14 protein-coding genes are annotated in these 15,295 nt (G+C 37.4%); 5 read left to right on the forward strand and 9 right to left on the reverse strand.

Annotation, left to right across the window (positions count from 1 at the left end; translation table 11 throughout):
- Positions 1-42 precede the first annotated feature (42 nt).
- The 5 genes from lpdA to B4F31_RS02775 all read right to left on the reverse strand — a co-directional run bounded on the left by lpdA (position 43) and on the right by B4F31_RS02775 (position 4,104).
- Complete coding sequence (gene lpdA, locus B4F31_RS02755; protein ID WP_093305962.1) at positions 43-1,434, reverse strand: dihydrolipoyl dehydrogenase; 1,392 nt, start codon at positions 1,432-1,434, stop codon at positions 43-45.
- Between the two features lie 225 nt (positions 1,435-1,659).
- Positions 1,660-2,229 carry a DUF2977 domain-containing protein gene (locus B4F31_RS02760; RefSeq protein ID WP_093305965.1) on the reverse strand — a complete coding sequence of 190 codons (570 nt, stop codon included), beginning with the start codon at positions 2,227-2,229 and terminating at the stop codon, positions 1,660-1,662.
- A 19-nt stretch (positions 2,230-2,248) separates the two neighbouring features.
- On the reverse strand, positions 2,249-2,641 hold the full coding sequence (msrB, locus tag B4F31_RS02765) for a peptide-methionine (R)-S-oxide reductase MsrB (protein WP_093305967.1): 393 nt from the start codon (positions 2,639-2,641) through the stop codon (positions 2,249-2,251).
- Between the two features lie 8 nt (positions 2,642-2,649).
- Positions 2,650-3,144: a peptide-methionine (R)-S-oxide reductase MsrB gene (gene msrB / locus B4F31_RS02770; protein WP_093305969.1), complete on the reverse strand. Its 495-nt coding sequence runs from the start codon at positions 3,142-3,144 to the stop codon at positions 2,650-2,652.
- Between the two features lie 90 nt (positions 3,145-3,234).
- Positions 3,235-4,104, reverse strand: a complete 870-nt coding sequence (locus B4F31_RS02775; RefSeq protein WP_093305971.1) for an alpha/beta fold hydrolase — start codon at positions 4,102-4,104, stop codon at positions 3,235-3,237.
- Between the two features lie 182 nt (positions 4,105-4,286).
- On the opposite strand from B4F31_RS02775, the gene B4F31_RS02780 reads away from it, so the two are divergent.
- Complete coding sequence (locus tag B4F31_RS02780) at positions 4,287-5,108, forward strand: M48 family metallopeptidase (protein WP_075327225.1); 822 nt, start codon at positions 4,287-4,289, stop codon at positions 5,106-5,108.
- A gap of 82 nt (positions 5,109-5,190) precedes the next feature.
- A complete protein-coding gene (locus B4F31_RS02785) occupies positions 5,191-6,528 on the forward strand; it encodes an MFS transporter (RefSeq protein ID WP_093305973.1) in 1,338 nt (445 codons plus the stop codon).
- 35 nt (positions 6,529-6,563) lie between these two features.
- Here the strand turns inward: B4F31_RS02785 and B4F31_RS02790 are convergent, their stop codons facing one another.
- The 4 genes from B4F31_RS02790 to B4F31_RS02805 all read right to left on the reverse strand — a co-directional run bounded on the left by B4F31_RS02790 (position 6,564) and on the right by B4F31_RS02805 (position 9,622).
- The gene (locus B4F31_RS02790; RefSeq protein ID WP_286760556.1) at positions 6,564-7,298 is read right to left on the reverse strand and encodes a head GIN domain-containing protein; all 735 of its coding nucleotides are present in this window, start codon (positions 7,296-7,298) and stop codon (positions 6,564-6,566) included.
- Positions 7,299-7,337: 39 nt separating this feature from the next.
- Positions 7,338-8,423: a hypothetical protein gene (locus B4F31_RS02795; RefSeq protein WP_093305977.1), complete on the reverse strand. Its 1,086-nt coding sequence runs from the start codon at positions 8,421-8,423 to the stop codon at positions 7,338-7,340.
- On the reverse strand, positions 8,407-8,973 hold the full coding sequence (locus B4F31_RS02800) for a hypothetical protein (protein ID WP_093305980.1): 567 nt from the start codon (positions 8,971-8,973) through the stop codon (positions 8,407-8,409). Before B4F31_RS02800 ends, B4F31_RS02795 begins: the two co-directional genes overlap by 17 nt.
- 70 nt (positions 8,974-9,043) lie before the next feature.
- Positions 9,044-9,622 (reverse strand): RNA polymerase sigma factor, encoded by a 579-nt coding sequence (locus B4F31_RS02805; protein WP_245764395.1) that lies wholly within the window; start codon positions 9,620-9,622, stop codon positions 9,044-9,046.
- A gap of 215 nt (positions 9,623-9,837) precedes the next feature.
- On the opposite strand from B4F31_RS02805, the gene lon reads away from it, so the two are divergent.
- From lon to rpsA, 3 genes are all read left to right on the forward strand, one after another.
- On the forward strand, positions 9,838-12,288 hold the full coding sequence (gene lon / locus B4F31_RS02810) for an endopeptidase La (protein ID WP_286760557.1): 2,451 nt from the start codon (positions 9,838-9,840) through the stop codon (positions 12,286-12,288).
- Between the two features lie 216 nt (positions 12,289-12,504).
- Complete coding sequence (gene cmk / locus B4F31_RS02815) at positions 12,505-13,197, forward strand: (d)CMP kinase (protein WP_093305987.1); 693 nt, start codon at positions 12,505-12,507, stop codon at positions 13,195-13,197.
- Between the two features lie 178 nt (positions 13,198-13,375).
- Positions 13,376-15,226 (forward strand): 30S ribosomal protein S1, encoded by a 1,851-nt coding sequence (gene rpsA, locus B4F31_RS02820; RefSeq protein ID WP_093305990.1) that lies wholly within the window; start codon positions 13,376-13,378, stop codon positions 15,224-15,226.
- The last annotated feature ends 69 nt before the right edge of the window (positions 15,227-15,295 follow it).

Here is a 15,295-nt window from a genome sequence, read left to right on the forward strand (position 1 = left end):
AATATTGCTTCGGGGATTTTAATTTTTAAAATTATATGCTTCTTAAATATGAATTACTTCATCGTAAGCAGCAGCCACAGCTTCCATCACCGCTTCACTCATTGTAGGGTGAGGGTGAACTGCTTTTAATACTTCGTGGCCTGTAGTTTCCAGTTTACGTCCCAGAACTGCTTCCGCGATCATATCGGTAACGCCGGCGCCAATCATATGGCAACCTAACCATTCACCGTATTTAGCATCAAAAATTACTTTTACGAACCCTTCAGATTTCCCTGCAGCTTTTGCTTTTCCTGAAGCAGAGAACGGGAATTTACCTACTTTAAGTTCGTAACCGGCTTCTTTGGCTTGCTTTTCAGTCATACCGACCGATGCAATTTCTGGCGTAGCATAAGTACATCCGGGAATGTTTCCGTAGTCTAATGGTTCTACATCCATTCCTTTTATCTTTTCTACACAAAGAATACCTTCTGCAGAAGCAACGTGAGCAAGGGCTGGCCCGTGAACTACATCACCAATGGCATAAATTCCGTCTACATTGGTTTTATAAAAATCGTCTACAACAATTTTATCTTTATCGGTCTTGATCTTAAGATCTTCAAGGCCTATGTTTTCAATATTGGTTTTAATTCCAACTGCAGAAAGTACGATATCAGCTTCCAGTGTTTCTTCGCCTTTTTTGGTTTTTACCTTAGCTTTTACTGTTTTGCCAGATGTATCTACACTTTCTACTGAAGAATTGGTCATTACCTTAATTCCCGCTTTTTTGAGACTACGCTCAAATTGCTTGGAGATTTCTTCGTCTTCTAAAGGAACTACATTTGGCAAAAATTCTACCACTGTAACATCTGTTCCCATAGCATTATAGAAATGAGCAAACTCAACCCCAATAGCGCCAGAACCAACAACAATCATAGATTTTGGTTGTTTTTCCAGGCTCATTGCCTCACGGTAACCAATTACTTTTTTACCGTCTTGCTTAAGGTTTGGTAATTCGCGAGAACGCGCACCGGTAGCTACAATAATATTATCGGCCTGGTATTCTTTGGTTTTATCGTCTTTATCTGTGACAGCGACTTTTTTACCGGATTTTAATTTTCCGAAGCCTTCAATTACGTCAATTTTATTTTTCTTCATTAGGAACTGAACTCCTTTGCTCATTCCTGCAGCCACGTCGCGGCTACGTTTAATGACTTTTGAAAAATCCTTATCGGCTTTTTCAAGGCTTAATCCGTAATCTTCGGCGTGTTTCAGGTAATCAAAAACCTCGGCACTCTTTAAAAGGGCTTTAGTTGGGATACATCCCCAGTTTAAACAAACACCTCCAAGGCTTTCTTTTTCTACAATTGCGGTTTTAAAACCTAGTTGTGAAGCTCTAATGGCGGTTACATAACCTCCCGGGCCACTACCTAAAACAATGATATCGTATTTACTCATATTCGGAATTTTTTATTAGGCTTAATAAATCAAATCTCGCTTAGCGAGTGAAGTTGCGAATTTAAGGAATAATCGCTTAAACTGAAAAGTTTTCGTAAGGAGTATACCAGCTATATTAAAGGTGAAGATTTTGAATTCTATTTATGTTGTATTTTATGAATACAAATAGACCTCCCAGGTTTTGAAACCTGGGAGGTCTAATAAAAACTTAATATAAATGAAGGCTTATTTAATTGCTTCAACTTTTTTTACATCACTTTCTTTTAAATCAAGTGCGTTCATAACGGCATCAATATTTGAACTGTCAAAATTCGCATTTTCATAAAAATTAGCCGGAATAATGGCGATCCTAAAAATCTGACCTTCAGTAAAATCATCACTTAGTGCAGCCAGGTCATAATTTCCGTCAATAAAAATTTCAGTATCTACAAAAGTATGGTTAAAAACATATTGTATAGTTCCATCTTCGGTAAAAAAATTCTGAGGTAACATGCTCCATTCATCTACATCGCTACCATCATCTAATTGACCTATAGCGTCCAGGCGATAAATTAAAACAACATCTGTTTCAAGAACTTCAACATCAGTGAAGTCGCTAAAAGCCAAAAGATCAGTAGTCCATAAATTAGCTCCCTCGTCATAAAAAAAGTTAGAATTTATTTCGAATATCGTTGCAGATGCGCCACCAAATCCATCTTCACCGGGAGGTCCTGGAGGTCCCTGCGGGCCCTGATCTCCTTCACAGGCGGAGAATAAAAATGTGGTCATAAATAAAATAGAAAATAATTTTTTCATAATAATAGGTGTTAGGTTGTTATTTATTAAAATTTATACTGGCCGAATTTACGCAATATCGTTGTCCGGTTTCAGTAGGTCCATCATCAAAGACGTGGCCAAGATGCCCGCCGCAGTTAGCACATAGAATTTCTGTTCTAATCATACCAAAGGTTTTATCCTGTACGTATTCTACTTTTCCTTCTATAGCTTTATCAAAACTGGGCCAACCGCAGCCGCTCTCAAACTTGGCTTCACTGTCAAAAAGTTTTTCGCCACAACCGGCGCAAAAATACTCACCATCTTCAAAATGCATATTGTATTTGCCGGTGTGTGGTGCTTCTGTTCCTTTTTTTCTCAATACCCGAAATTGCTCTTCAGAGAGTTGTTCTTTCCATTCGGTTTCGGGTTTTTCTATACTGTACTTTTTCATAATAAATCTTATTTTTCTTTTGGTTCAAAATCCATCGCAATCCCGTTTATGCAATGTCTTTTACCAGTGGTTTCTTTTGGTCCATCCTCAAAAACATGGCCTAAATGCCCACCACAACGGGCGCAGTGTACTTCGTTTCTTTGGTAGCCTAATTTAGAATCGGTTCCATAAGCAACTCCGCCTTCAATGGGGCGATCAAAACTTGGCCAGCCCGTACCGCTCATAAATTTATGTTCGGTTTTGTAAAGTTCGTTTCCGCAGGCAGCGCAAACAAAAGTCCCGGCTTCTTTTATATCATTTAAAGGACTGGAGAATGCTGGCTCTGTAGCCGCTTTTCGTAAAACCTTATATTCTGCATCGGTTAGTTCTGCTTTCCATTCTTTATCAGTTTTGGAAACTTCAAACTCTTCCTGTGCTTTTTGATTTTTCTCCTGTTCTTTTTGGGCATTGCCCTGGCAGCTCATCACAAAGACGGCGAGTAAAATTGGTATTATCTTTTTCATTGCTTTTTAATTTAAATAGCTACATATTTTATAAGGAAATAGCCATTTCTAAAAACCCTAGATGGGTTTTTTCCTTTAAAAGTACAAAGATTATACCGCGATGAACGTTGTGATTTTGTTAATTACTTTAGAGTCGCCCAATATACGTCTGTGTCCTAAGCCGTTTGTTATAAAGAGTTCGCTGTTTTCTAAAGCCTTGTGAATATCGTAAGCTGAAGATATTTCTACATCTACATCATCCTCATCGTGAACAACAAGAGTAGGTATATTTACCTCTTTAGCCGAGATTGCTCCTGAATAGCTGTCCATATCAATATCGAATTTTTTATCGAAATGAGCTTTCATTTTATCGGCAACCTTACGGTTCATCTTAAGGTTTCGCGCAAATTCACGGGTTATGTGGGTAATACTATTGGCTGTGCCTATTATTACCAGTTTTTTTGTGTTCAATCCATCTTTTACAGCTCTAAGCGTAGCCATACCCCCAAGCGAATGGCCAATCACAGCTTCAAATGGGCCATGTTTTTCATTTAAAAACTGAATGGAATCTATAAAATCCAGCATCATACTTTTCCTGCCAGGAGCTTTACCGTGGGCGGGAGCATCAAAGCTAATGGTACTAAAGCCTTCAGCTTTTAAGGTTTCAGCTATTTTGGCTAATTGGGTTCCACGGCCACTCCAGCCGTGCACCAATAAAATTTTCTTTTTGCTTTCCCCAAATTCATATACCACAATTTCACGCCCGGTTTTTGGAATTTCTGTCCGGTATTGTTTAGAAAGTTCATCCATGTTTTTTTCACGCTCTGGCAGCTTATATTTAAACGGAGTTAAAAAAAGTTGCCCAGCAAACCTGCTGGCTACAAAGGGTGATAGCTTAGAGAGTACGTTGCCGGTATATCTAATATAATTAGGTACAAGTAATCTTTGTACCGGGATTTGGTCTTTTTGCTGTTTGTTCATTTTTAATTTTAGGTAATTAAGTCGCAATTTACATATTTCTTAAATGCCCTATCCCGGAAGAAACGGCTATCTCCAGGATTATTCTCATTATGGTATCATTTTTGAAAACTGTTAAATGATGCTTAAAGCGATTAATAAGCATTCAAGGCTTTTGTAATTTTAACAAAACTAAACCAAAACATATGAAACTTAAAAAGACAATTAGTGTGATTGCTGTTTTACTGCTCGTGGTAGCATGTAAAACCAATCCATTTACCGGAGAAAAGAATTTAAATTTTGTCTCTAACGATCAGTTATTTCCTGCTTCTTTTCAGCAATACGATCAATTCTTGTCTGAAAATGAAGTTATAACTGGCACTGCCGAGTCACAAATGATTAAGCGAACAGGTAATAAAATTGAAACTGCCGCTGAGCGGTACCTAAATGCAAATGGGTACCAGGGATTTTTAGAAGATTTTAAATGGGAATATAATCTTGTAAAAGATGATGCAGTAAATGCGTTTGCAATGCCTGGTGGAAAAATAGTTTTCTTTACCGGAATTTTACCGGTAGCTGAAACCGAAACCGGCATAGCCGTTGTTATGGCTCACGAGATTGCCCACGCCCTTGCCGATCATGGAGCCCAAAGAATGAGTGCAGCACAATTGCAACAATTAGGAGCAGTTGCAGGCTCAGTTGCTGTTAGCGGTAGAAGCCAGGAAACTCAGCAAATTTTTGCACAGGCTTACGGTTTGGGAACACAGTTAGGAGTAATGTTACCTTTTAGCCGTAGCCACGAGACCGAAGCCGATAGAATTGGTTTAACTTTAATGGCAATAGCTGGATATGATCCTTACGAGGCTGCCGATTTGTGGAGAAGGATGGCTGCGCAAAGTGATGGACAGGCTCCACCAGAGTTTTTAAGTACTCACCCTGCTAATGAAACCAGGATAAACAACCTGCAAAAATGGGCACCTGAAGCTGAAGCCGAAGCTAAAAAATACGGTGTTACAAGTTTCCAATAAAACATAATGTATAAATTATCTGAAAAAGCTGTCTTTTAAGGCAGCTTTTTCTATTTTAGGGCTCCTTAAAGATTCTGAATAAATGAATACACTCCCCAAAGGGCATAAAAAATTACTACATGCCTGGGCTTTTTATGACTGGGCGAACTCCGTTTATAGTCTTGTAATTTCTTCAGCGATTTTTCCTATTTTTTATGGAGCACTAACCATTGTAAAAGATGAAGATGGTAGTATCCTGGACGATACTGTAGATTTCTTCGGAATAAGTTTTAACAACGATTCTTTAATAAGTTACGTTACCGCAGCTGCGTTTCTGGTGGTTTCTATTTTAAGTCCGTTTTTATCTGGAATTGCCGATTATGTGGGTAGTAAGAAGAATTTCTTAAAGTTTTTCTGCTATTTGGGAGCATTTAGCTGCATTGGTCTTTTTTGGTTTAGTCTGGAATTTCTCTGGTTTGGCTTATTGTGTTATTTTCTTGCGCTTATTGGTTTTTGGGCTAGTTTGGTTTTTTATAATTCCTATTTACCAGATATTGCTTTTCCAAATCAGCAGGATAAAGTTAGCGCGAAAGGATTTTCTTTGGGTTATATTGGTAGTGTGATTTTATTGGTAGTCTGCTTATTAATGATTCTTAATTATGAAACTTTTGGTTTTGAAAGTGAAGCTCTACCTACACGTTTGTCTTTTGTATTAACCGGAGTATGGTGGATTGGTTTTAGCCAATACACTTATGCCTATTTACCAAAAGGAAATAAAAAAGCTGCATTTACTAAAAATGTGCTTTTCAATGGATTTAGAGAACTTCGCGGAATATGGCTCACTCTAAAACATAATACTCAACTAAAGCGATATTTAGCCGCATTCTTTGTTTACAGTATGGCTGTACAAACTATAATGCTAGTAGCAACTTATTTTGGGATAGAAGAATTGGAGTGGGGGGAGCAAGATGCCACAACCGGCTTAATTATTAGTATCTTATTAATTCAACTGGTGGCTGTAATAGGCGCAACCTTAACTTCAAGACTAGCTATAAAATATGGAAATATTAAAATCCTCATTTTTATAAATTTAATCTGGATCGCTATCTGCGGTTATGCTTTTTTTATAGTGAGTCCGCAGCAATTTTATGTGGCGGCTGCTTCGGTAGGGTTGGTTATGGGAGGAATTCAGTCTTTATCCAGGTCTACTTATTCTAAGATGCTTCCAGAAAATGCTATAGATACCGCTAGTTATTTCAGCTTTTATGATGTTTCCGAAAAGATAGGGATTGTAATAGGAATGTTTCTGTACGGAATTGTAGCTCAAATCACCGGGAGTGTCAGAAATTCAATCTTATTTCTAGTGATATTTTTTATTGGAGGAGTAATTTTATTGCTACGGGTACCCATAAAAAATCCCGTCTCGAAAGACAGGATTTAATAATTTTTCTTTTTCAATTTTATTTCTTCTGAATATTAATTGGAAGAAATTGAACCCGAACCTGAAGTTTTGAAATCCTGGTTTTTAGGGTTTCCTTTGTATTTAATATCTCCCGAGCCCATTACTTTAGCTTTCAACTTTTTACTGGCGGAAATTTGAATGTCTCCCGAACCCATTAGGGTTGCTTCTACATTTTCAGCTTTAAGATCATAGGCTTTAAAATCTCCAGATCCGGTAACTTTACAATTAAAGTCCCTGGCTTTTCCAGATAAAAGTATATCCCCAGATCCGGTTACCGCACCTTCCAGGTTTTCAACCGTCAGATCTAATTTTATATCGCCAGAACCGGTAAGTTTGGTGCTAAAGTTTCTGGCTGTAATTGTTGAAGAATTCCAAAGATCTCCAGATCCGGTTACTTCAACTGCAGCTAAGTCTTTAAAAGGAACAGTAACTTTAATACCATTACTTCTGGAAGGTTTCAAATTATAACCTTTTTCTACTGAAATTTTCAAAGTACCGCCATTCACTTCGGTAGTGATATATTCCTGCAGGTTGCTTTCGGCCTCTACGGTTAAATTGCCTTCACTGCCAGAAACCAGTTCCACATCCATAGAGCCTACCAGGGAAATTTCGTCATAATCACCGATACTTCTTTTTTCTGAAGTCATTTGGCCGTTTCCTTTTATGGTTTCGTTGCTACCCCACCATTGCGCCTGTACTGGAGATGATACGGTAAATAATACTGATAAAATTAAGATTAGTTTTTTCATGATTTAAGTTTAATGATTGATGAATTATTTTTAGTTTGTCTATTGTTTACTGAAAGTTACATTTCCATAACTAGTGTTTATAAAAATACTGTTACCTGAATTTTCTTCAAGGTGATATCCTTCAAAAAGCTTGCTGGTATTCTCATCGTGGCGTTTTCTAATTTGCATCTCCTCAAGCCCTTTTGCACTTCCATAAGATGATTTTACCGTAAAATTAAAGGGATGTTCTCTATCGTAACCCAGTTTTATACCGGCATAATCGGTGTTTATTTCTACTTTAGAAACTCCTTTTAAGATCTTTTCTATAGTTGCAGAACCATAATCGAGATTAAGGTCTAAAGATTCAAAAACACGACCAATTTTAGTACTTAAATAGTCTCCATTACCAACGATCCTTTTTGCTTTTTCAATATTTATACTTCCATAATCACAATTAAAATCGAGCTGGGCTACTTTTTTAATCCTGGAATCAGTATAATCGGCACTAATATTTAGTATTTCGGCTTCTTCAATTTCATACCCGCTATAATCGGCTTTTATCTCCGCATTTTTTACATAACCTATGTGGCTGTTTCGGGTGTAATCAAAATTAAGCTGGGTAGAATTTCCACGTAATTCGCCAATATCAATTTTTCCATAATCGCAGCTTATTTTTGCATTACCTAAGAGACGATCTATGTAAATTCCGCCGTAATCATTTTCTATATCTACGCTGTGTCTTTCAGGCGCTTTAATGGTATAATTAATTTCCATATTTACACTGCCAGAATTATTAAAAAGTGAACTCCACCAGGATCTGTCTTCTCTCGTAAAATGGGTTTTTGCACTCACTCCAGATGAAGATTGATTAAATTCTATATTGATCTCGTCCAGTTTCTTTTGTACTTTTTCCTCATCGTCGCCATTGGTTTTTATATTCACTTCTATCACCACTTTGTTCTGATTCCAGGTAGAGATATCTACATTCCCGTAGCTGTTGTCTATAGTGAGCAAATCAGTAGCACTCACATTATAAGTTTTTGTAACTTTTTTCTCTTTGGTATGTCTCCCGTTGAGATCGCCGTGGCAGTAGCTTAAAGCCGGGGCCAGCATCGTTACCATTAATATTTTAAATATAGTTTTCATCGCTTTGGTTTTTTAGGGTTTTAATATTTTCTATTTGCTCAAGTACTTCATTTAATAGATTTATTCTTTGCTGAAAATTGGAGATCATCGCATAGATAACCCGTTTGTCTTTCCCACTGTTTTGCAAGTCTTTTTTCAGTTTTTCGTACTCGGTTTCCAGTTTTTCAAGTTGTGTTAGCGCATCATTTACAATAGCTTCGGTTTCCGGGGTATTTTCAGCTTCCAGTGTTGCCAGTTCTGTTTTTATAAGCTGGGTATAAAATTGCTGGGTTTCTTTCATTTCTGGAGAAACACTTGCCAATTCTCCTGAATTTCTGCTGGCGTTTTCATTAAAAAAACCGGCAAAAACCATAAAAGCTATCGCAAGTATTGCAGCTACCGAAAGCATTGGCGCCCATATACTTCTTTTATGAGGACTGCTGCCAGAAGTGTTGGTTTTACCATTCTGTTCTTCCAGTTTTCTCAAAAACCTTGCTTTATGTCCCGAAGCAGGCTCTTTATTATCAAAATCCAGCTCTTTAAAAAGCTCGTTTATATTATCCTTTTTCATAATTTTATAAATTGAAATAATCCAGTAAGTTTCTCGCAGACTAATTATTTTCACCTGGTTTTTTTCCAGCTTATGTGTCCGGCATCAGGCCGGTTTCATCTTTTAGCAATTTTTTTCTTAGGCTTTCTTTAGCTCTTGAGATTGTTGTTCGGGAATTGGCATAACTTAAATTTAGTATTTCACCAATCTCTTCGTAATCGTAACCTTCTATTAAGTGCAGCGTTAAAGCAACGCGGTAATTTTCTTTAAGTGAATTAAGTGTTTTTAAAACCTTATTTACTTTTTGGTTTTTTGAATCTTCTTCCAGGATAATTCCTTCACCTTCATCCATTTCGTTCTTGAGCTCATCATTATAGGCTACTTCGTTTAATTTCACCTTTTTATTGAAAGCATTAATACTTAGGTTTACCACGATTCTTTTTAACCAGGCGCCAAAAGTTGAAGTCCCCTGGAAGCTATCTATTTTAGAAAAAGCTTTTAAAAATGCTTCCTGCATAATGTCTTCAGCCTCAGCTGTATCGTTTACAATACGCAGGGAAGTATTATACAAGGCCTTATAATAGCGCTCGTAAACTTCCATTTGTGCCCGCTGGTCATTTTTCCGGCAACGCGCAACAAGATCATTGATATGTGTGATGGTTGGTGTCAATTAAAACTATCTTGTTTCTGTACTAAAGATAGCTTTGAATTTGATTTGTTACACTTTTCAGAAAAAAAATCTGGAAAAGATGGTGGCACAGGAATTGACTACTTCTAGTAGAAATTGCACGAAAAGTCGCTTAGTTTACTGAGCATAAGGCTTTGCAGAAAAAGAAAAGATTAAGAACCACAAGCTGTTAGTGACAGTTTGACTTAAAATAAATTATGGCTAAAACGAAATTGACGAGTTTTGACAGTTTGTCATTGCAAGATATAGATCAGGATGCAGATTTAATTCCCTTAATGACGCCAGAGGATGAGGAAGAAATAAACAGGGAAGAATTGCCCGATACTTTACCAATACTACCGTTAAGAAATACAGTGTTGTTTCCTGGGGTAGTAATTCCAATTACTGCCGGAAGGGATACTTCTATTAAATTGATTAATGAAGCAAATAACGATTCTAAAATTATTGGGGTTGTTGCTCAAAAAGATGAAGAAGTTGAAAATCCTTCTGCTAAGGATATTTACAATACCGGTGTTGTTGCACGTATTCTGCGGGTTTTAAAAATGCCCGATGGAAATACTACGGTAATTATCCAGGGTAAAAAGCGTTTTGAAATTGATGAAATTGTAAAGGAGGAACCTTACCTATCTGCAAAAATCAAGGAAGTTCCTGAAGCAAGACCAGAATTGGATAACAAAGAATTTCCCGCAATTATAGATTCTATTAAAGAATTGGCACTTCAAATTATAAAAGGAAGTCCAAATATTCCAAGTGAAGCTTCTTTTGCTATTAAGAATATAGAAAGCTCTTCATTCTTAATCAATTTTGTTTCTTCCAATATGAACCTTGCGGTAGAAGACAAGCAAAAATTACTGGAAACAAACGATCTTAAAGATCGTGCCCTGGCTACTTTGCGCCATATGAATATGGAGTTTCAGAAATTGGAACTTAAAAATGATATTCAGAGCAAGGTGCAGAGTGATATGAGCCAGCAGCAGCGTGAATATTTTCTTCATCAGCAAATGAAAACCATCCAGGAAGAATTGGGAGGCGTTTCCCATGAAGATGAAATTGAAGAAATGAAACTCCGCGCCAAAAAGAAAAAGTGGGGCGAAAAGGTTCAAAAACATTTTGATAAGGAAATTTCTAAAATGCAGCGGATGAATCCGCAGGTTGCAGAATATTCCATTCAACGAAATTACCTGGATTTATTTCTTGATCTCCCGTGGAATGAATTTAGTAAGGATAAATTCGATTTAAAAAGAGCGAAGAAAATTTTAGATCGTGACCACTATGGTCTAGACGATGTAAAACGCCGAATTATAGAATATCTGGCGGTATTGAAACTTCGTAACGATATGAAGTCGCCCATCCTTTGTCTTTACGGACCTCCCGGAGTTGGTAAGACTTCGCTGGGTAAATCTATGGCCGAGGCATTGGGTAGAGAATACGTGAGAGTTTCTCTTGGTGGATTACGTGATGAAGCAGAAATACGCGGGCACAGAAAAACTTATATCGGGGCTATGCCTGGTAGAATAATCCAGTCGCTAAAAAAAGCGGGTACAAGTAACCCTGTTTTTGTTTTAGATGAAATTGACAAATTGAGTATGGGACACGCCGGTGACCCATCTTCAGCATTATTGGAAGTTTTGGATCCCGAACAAAATAGCGAGTTCCACGATAACTTCCTGGAAATGGGCTTTGACCTTTCTAAAGTAATGTTTGTGGCCACCGCAAATACTTTAAGTACCATTCAACCGGCACTTAGAGACCGTATGGAAATCATAAATGTTACCGGTTATACCATTGAGGAAAAGGTAGAAATCGCCAAGCAACATTTGCTTCCGAAGCAATTAAAAGAACACGGATTAACCAAAGAGCATATAAAAATTGCTAAACCGCAATTAGAAAAAATTGTGGAAGGTTATACAAGAGAATCCGGAGTTCGTGGATTGGAAAAACAAATTGCTAAAATGGTTCGTCACGCAGCCAAGAATATTGCGATGGAGGAGGAGTACAATGTGAAAGTTACCAACGAAGATGTTATAGAAGTTCTAGGTAGTCCAAGATTGGAGCGTGATAAATATGAAAATAATGAAGTTGCCGGTGTTGTAACAGGATTGGCCTGGACGCAAGTTGGTGGCGATATCTTATTTATTGAATCTATTCTTTCTAAAGGAAAAGGTAATCTAAATATTACCGGAAACCTTGGAAAAGTGATGAAAGAATCGGCTACCATTGCGATGGAGTATATGAAATCTAATGCCGAAGAACTTGGTTTAGATCCTACTATATTTGAAAAGTACAATGTACATATTCACGTACCTGAAGGTGCTACGCCAAAAGATGGGCCGAGTGCAGGGATAACGATGCTTACTTCTTTGGTTTCCCTGTTTACTCAGCGAAAAGTGAAGAAAAGTATTGCGATGACTGGAGAAATTACCCTAAGAGGGAAAGTACTTCCGGTTGGAGGGATTAAGGAAAAAATCCTTGCTGCCAAACGTGCCCGTATCAAAGAGATTATTCTTTGTAAAGAGAATGAACGTGATATAAAAGAGATAAAAGCAGATTATCTAAAAGGACTTACTTTTCATTATGTAAATGAAATGAGCGAAGTTATAAATCTCGCCATTACAGATGAAAAAGTAAAAAACGCTAAAACGCTTTAATTTTAAAAGCTGTTTGGGACATCCGGTTTCGTCAACCTGAACTGGTTTCAGGTTCTAACATGAGATTAATTCTCATTTTCTTAGATTCTGATCCCGAAGCTTCGGGACAGAATGACGTTCTCAGGGATTTTCCAGACAGCTTTTTTAATTCTAATACTTAAAGTTTCAGAAAACTATCGCTTTGTTTAATTTTGCTTTCCACTTTTAAATTAAATTATGAGTAAAAAAATAACGATTGCCATAGATGGTTATTCCTCCACCGGGAAAAGTACCGTTGCTAAACAGCTTGCGGCAGAACTTGGCTATGTCTATGTTGATACCGGTGCGATGTACCGCGCCGTGACTTTATATTTAATGCGCAAAATGATAGTCACCGATACCAATTTTGAAGAAGAAGCCATTTTAAGGCAATTACCTTTTATTAATATCAGCTTTGTTTTTAATAAAGAGTTGGGTTATGGGGAAGTTCATTTAAATAATGAGAATGTTGAAAAGGAAATCAGGTTGATGGAAGTTTCCCAGCAGGTGAGTAAAGTGGCAGCTGTGCCAGATGTTAGAAAGATGTTGGTTAAAATCCAGCAGGAAATTGGCAAAAATAAAGCAGTAGTTATGGATGGCCGTGATATTGGAACCGTGGTTTTTCCTGACGCCGATTTGAAATTATTTATGACCGCTTCAACCGAAAAAAGAGCGGAGCGCAGATATGACGAATTAAAGGGCCGTGGCGATGAGGTTAAATACGAAGATGTACTGGCTAATGTTAAAGAAAGGGATTACCTGGATACCACCCGCGAAGACTCTCCTTTAGTAAAAGCTGAAGATGCTATAGAAATCGATAATTCAGATATGAATTTGGAGGAACAGTTTGAAAAAGTATTAAAACTGGCCAAAGATAAAATTGAAGAATAAGCATTCTGTTTTTAAACTAATTAGGGTTTGAGAAAAGAAAAATAAGTTGTATTTTTGCAGCCCTTTTTGGCGAAGAATCGGAAAATCAAAAGGGATTGGAAATCAAAACCATAACTACTTCTGTGTTTTATTTGCTTAATTTTTCCGAAGAATACAGGATACAAATTTTTTATCAGCAATGGCTGAAGACAAAAAAAACCAGGACGTTCAGGACGAAAATCTTGAAGTTCAACCGGTAGCTGGAATGGCTACTTCATCGCAACCCGCTCCTACCGAGCAGCAGGAAAACCCTGAGAAATTTCTTGAAGAATTTAACTGGCACAATTATGAAGAGGGAATTGACCCTATTGATGATGAGAAGTTAGAAGAATTTGAGAAATTAGTTGCAGAAAATTTCGTAGACACTTTAAATGACGAAGTTGTAACAGGAAAAGTAATTAATATTACAGATCGTGATGCAATTATAGACATTAACGCAAAAAGTGAAGGCGTTATTTCCCTTAACGAATTTCGTTACAATCCAGATCTTAAAGTTGGAGACGACGTTGAGGTTTTAATTGATGTTCGTGAAGATTCAACAGGACAATTAATCCTTTCTCACCGTAAAGCTCGTGTAATTCAGGCCTGGGATCGTGTGAACAAAGCTCACGACGAAAGTCTTATCGTAAATGGTTTTGTGAAATGCAGAACTAAAGGTGGTATGATCGTAGATGTATTTGGAATTGAAGCATTCTTGCCAGGATCTCAAATAGACGTGAAGCCTATCCGTGATTACGATGCTTATGTTGGAAAAACAATGGAATTCAAAGTTGTGAAAATCAACCACGAATTCAAAAACGTGGTGGTTTCTCACAAAGCGCTTATTGAAGCCGATATCGAAGAACAGAAGAAAGAAATTATCGGTCAGCTTGAAAAAGGTCAGGTACTTGAAGGTACTGTTAAAAACATCACTTCTTACGGAGTATTTGTTGATCTTGGAGGAGTTGACGGACTTGTTCACATTACCGACCTTAGCTGGTCTCGTATCAACCATCCAAATGAGATCGTTGAACTTGATCAAAAACTAAACGTGGTAATTCTAGACTTTGATGAAGCTAAAACAAGAATCCAACTTGGTCTTAAGCAATTAAGCAAACACCCATGGGAAGCTCTTGACGAAAACCTTAAGGTTGGAGACAAGGTAAAAGGTAAAGTAGTTGTAATCGCAGATTACGGTGCATTTATTGAAGTTGCCGATGGTGTTGAAGGTCTTATCCACGTTTCTGAAATGTCATGGAGTACGCACTTGCGTTCAGCTCAGGATTTCGTAAATGTTGGAGATGAAGTTGAAGCTCAAATCTTAACTTTAGATCGTGAAGACCGTAAAATGTCTCTTGGAATTAAGCAATTAACTCCAGACCCATGGACAGATATTACTACTAAATATCCTGTTGGTTCTAAACACAAAGGAATTGTACGTAACTTCACCAACTTTGGTGTATTCGTAGAATTAGAAGAAGGAATTGACGGACTTATTTATATCTCTGATCTATCCTGGACTAAGAAAATCAAGCACCCATCAGAATTTACTAACGTAGGTGATGAGCTTGAGGTTGTAGTTCTAGAATTAGATGTTGATGGTCGTAAGTTAAGCCTTGGTCACAAGCAGGTTGAAGACAACCCTTGGGATAAATACGAAACTGAGTTCGCTGTTGGTACTAAACACACCGCAGAGATTGCAGAGATCGTAGATAAAGGTGCTACTATAGACTTTAACGAAGATATCACTGCATTTGTTCCTACCAGACATCTTGAAAAAGAAGACGGTAACAAATTAACTAAAGGTGAATCTGCAGAGTTCCAGATCATTGAATTCAATAAAGAATTCAAAAGAGTGGTAGCTTCACATATGGCTATTCACAAAGAAGAAGAGCAGCAAATCGTTAAGCAAGCCGCTAAAAAAGCAGCTTCGCAAAGCAATGACAAAACCACTATTGGTGATGTTAATGCCGATCTTCAGGCTTTAAAAGATAAAATGGAAGGGAAGTAAATCTATTTCCGTGAAGACGGGAATCCCCTGATATTTAATCATAAACAAAAGAGGCCGTCTAAAAAGTAT

Source organism: Salegentibacter sp. UBA1130, assembly GCF_002311535.1.
Lineage (GTDB): Bacteria > Bacteroidota > Bacteroidia > Flavobacteriales > Flavobacteriaceae > Salegentibacter > Salegentibacter agarivorans.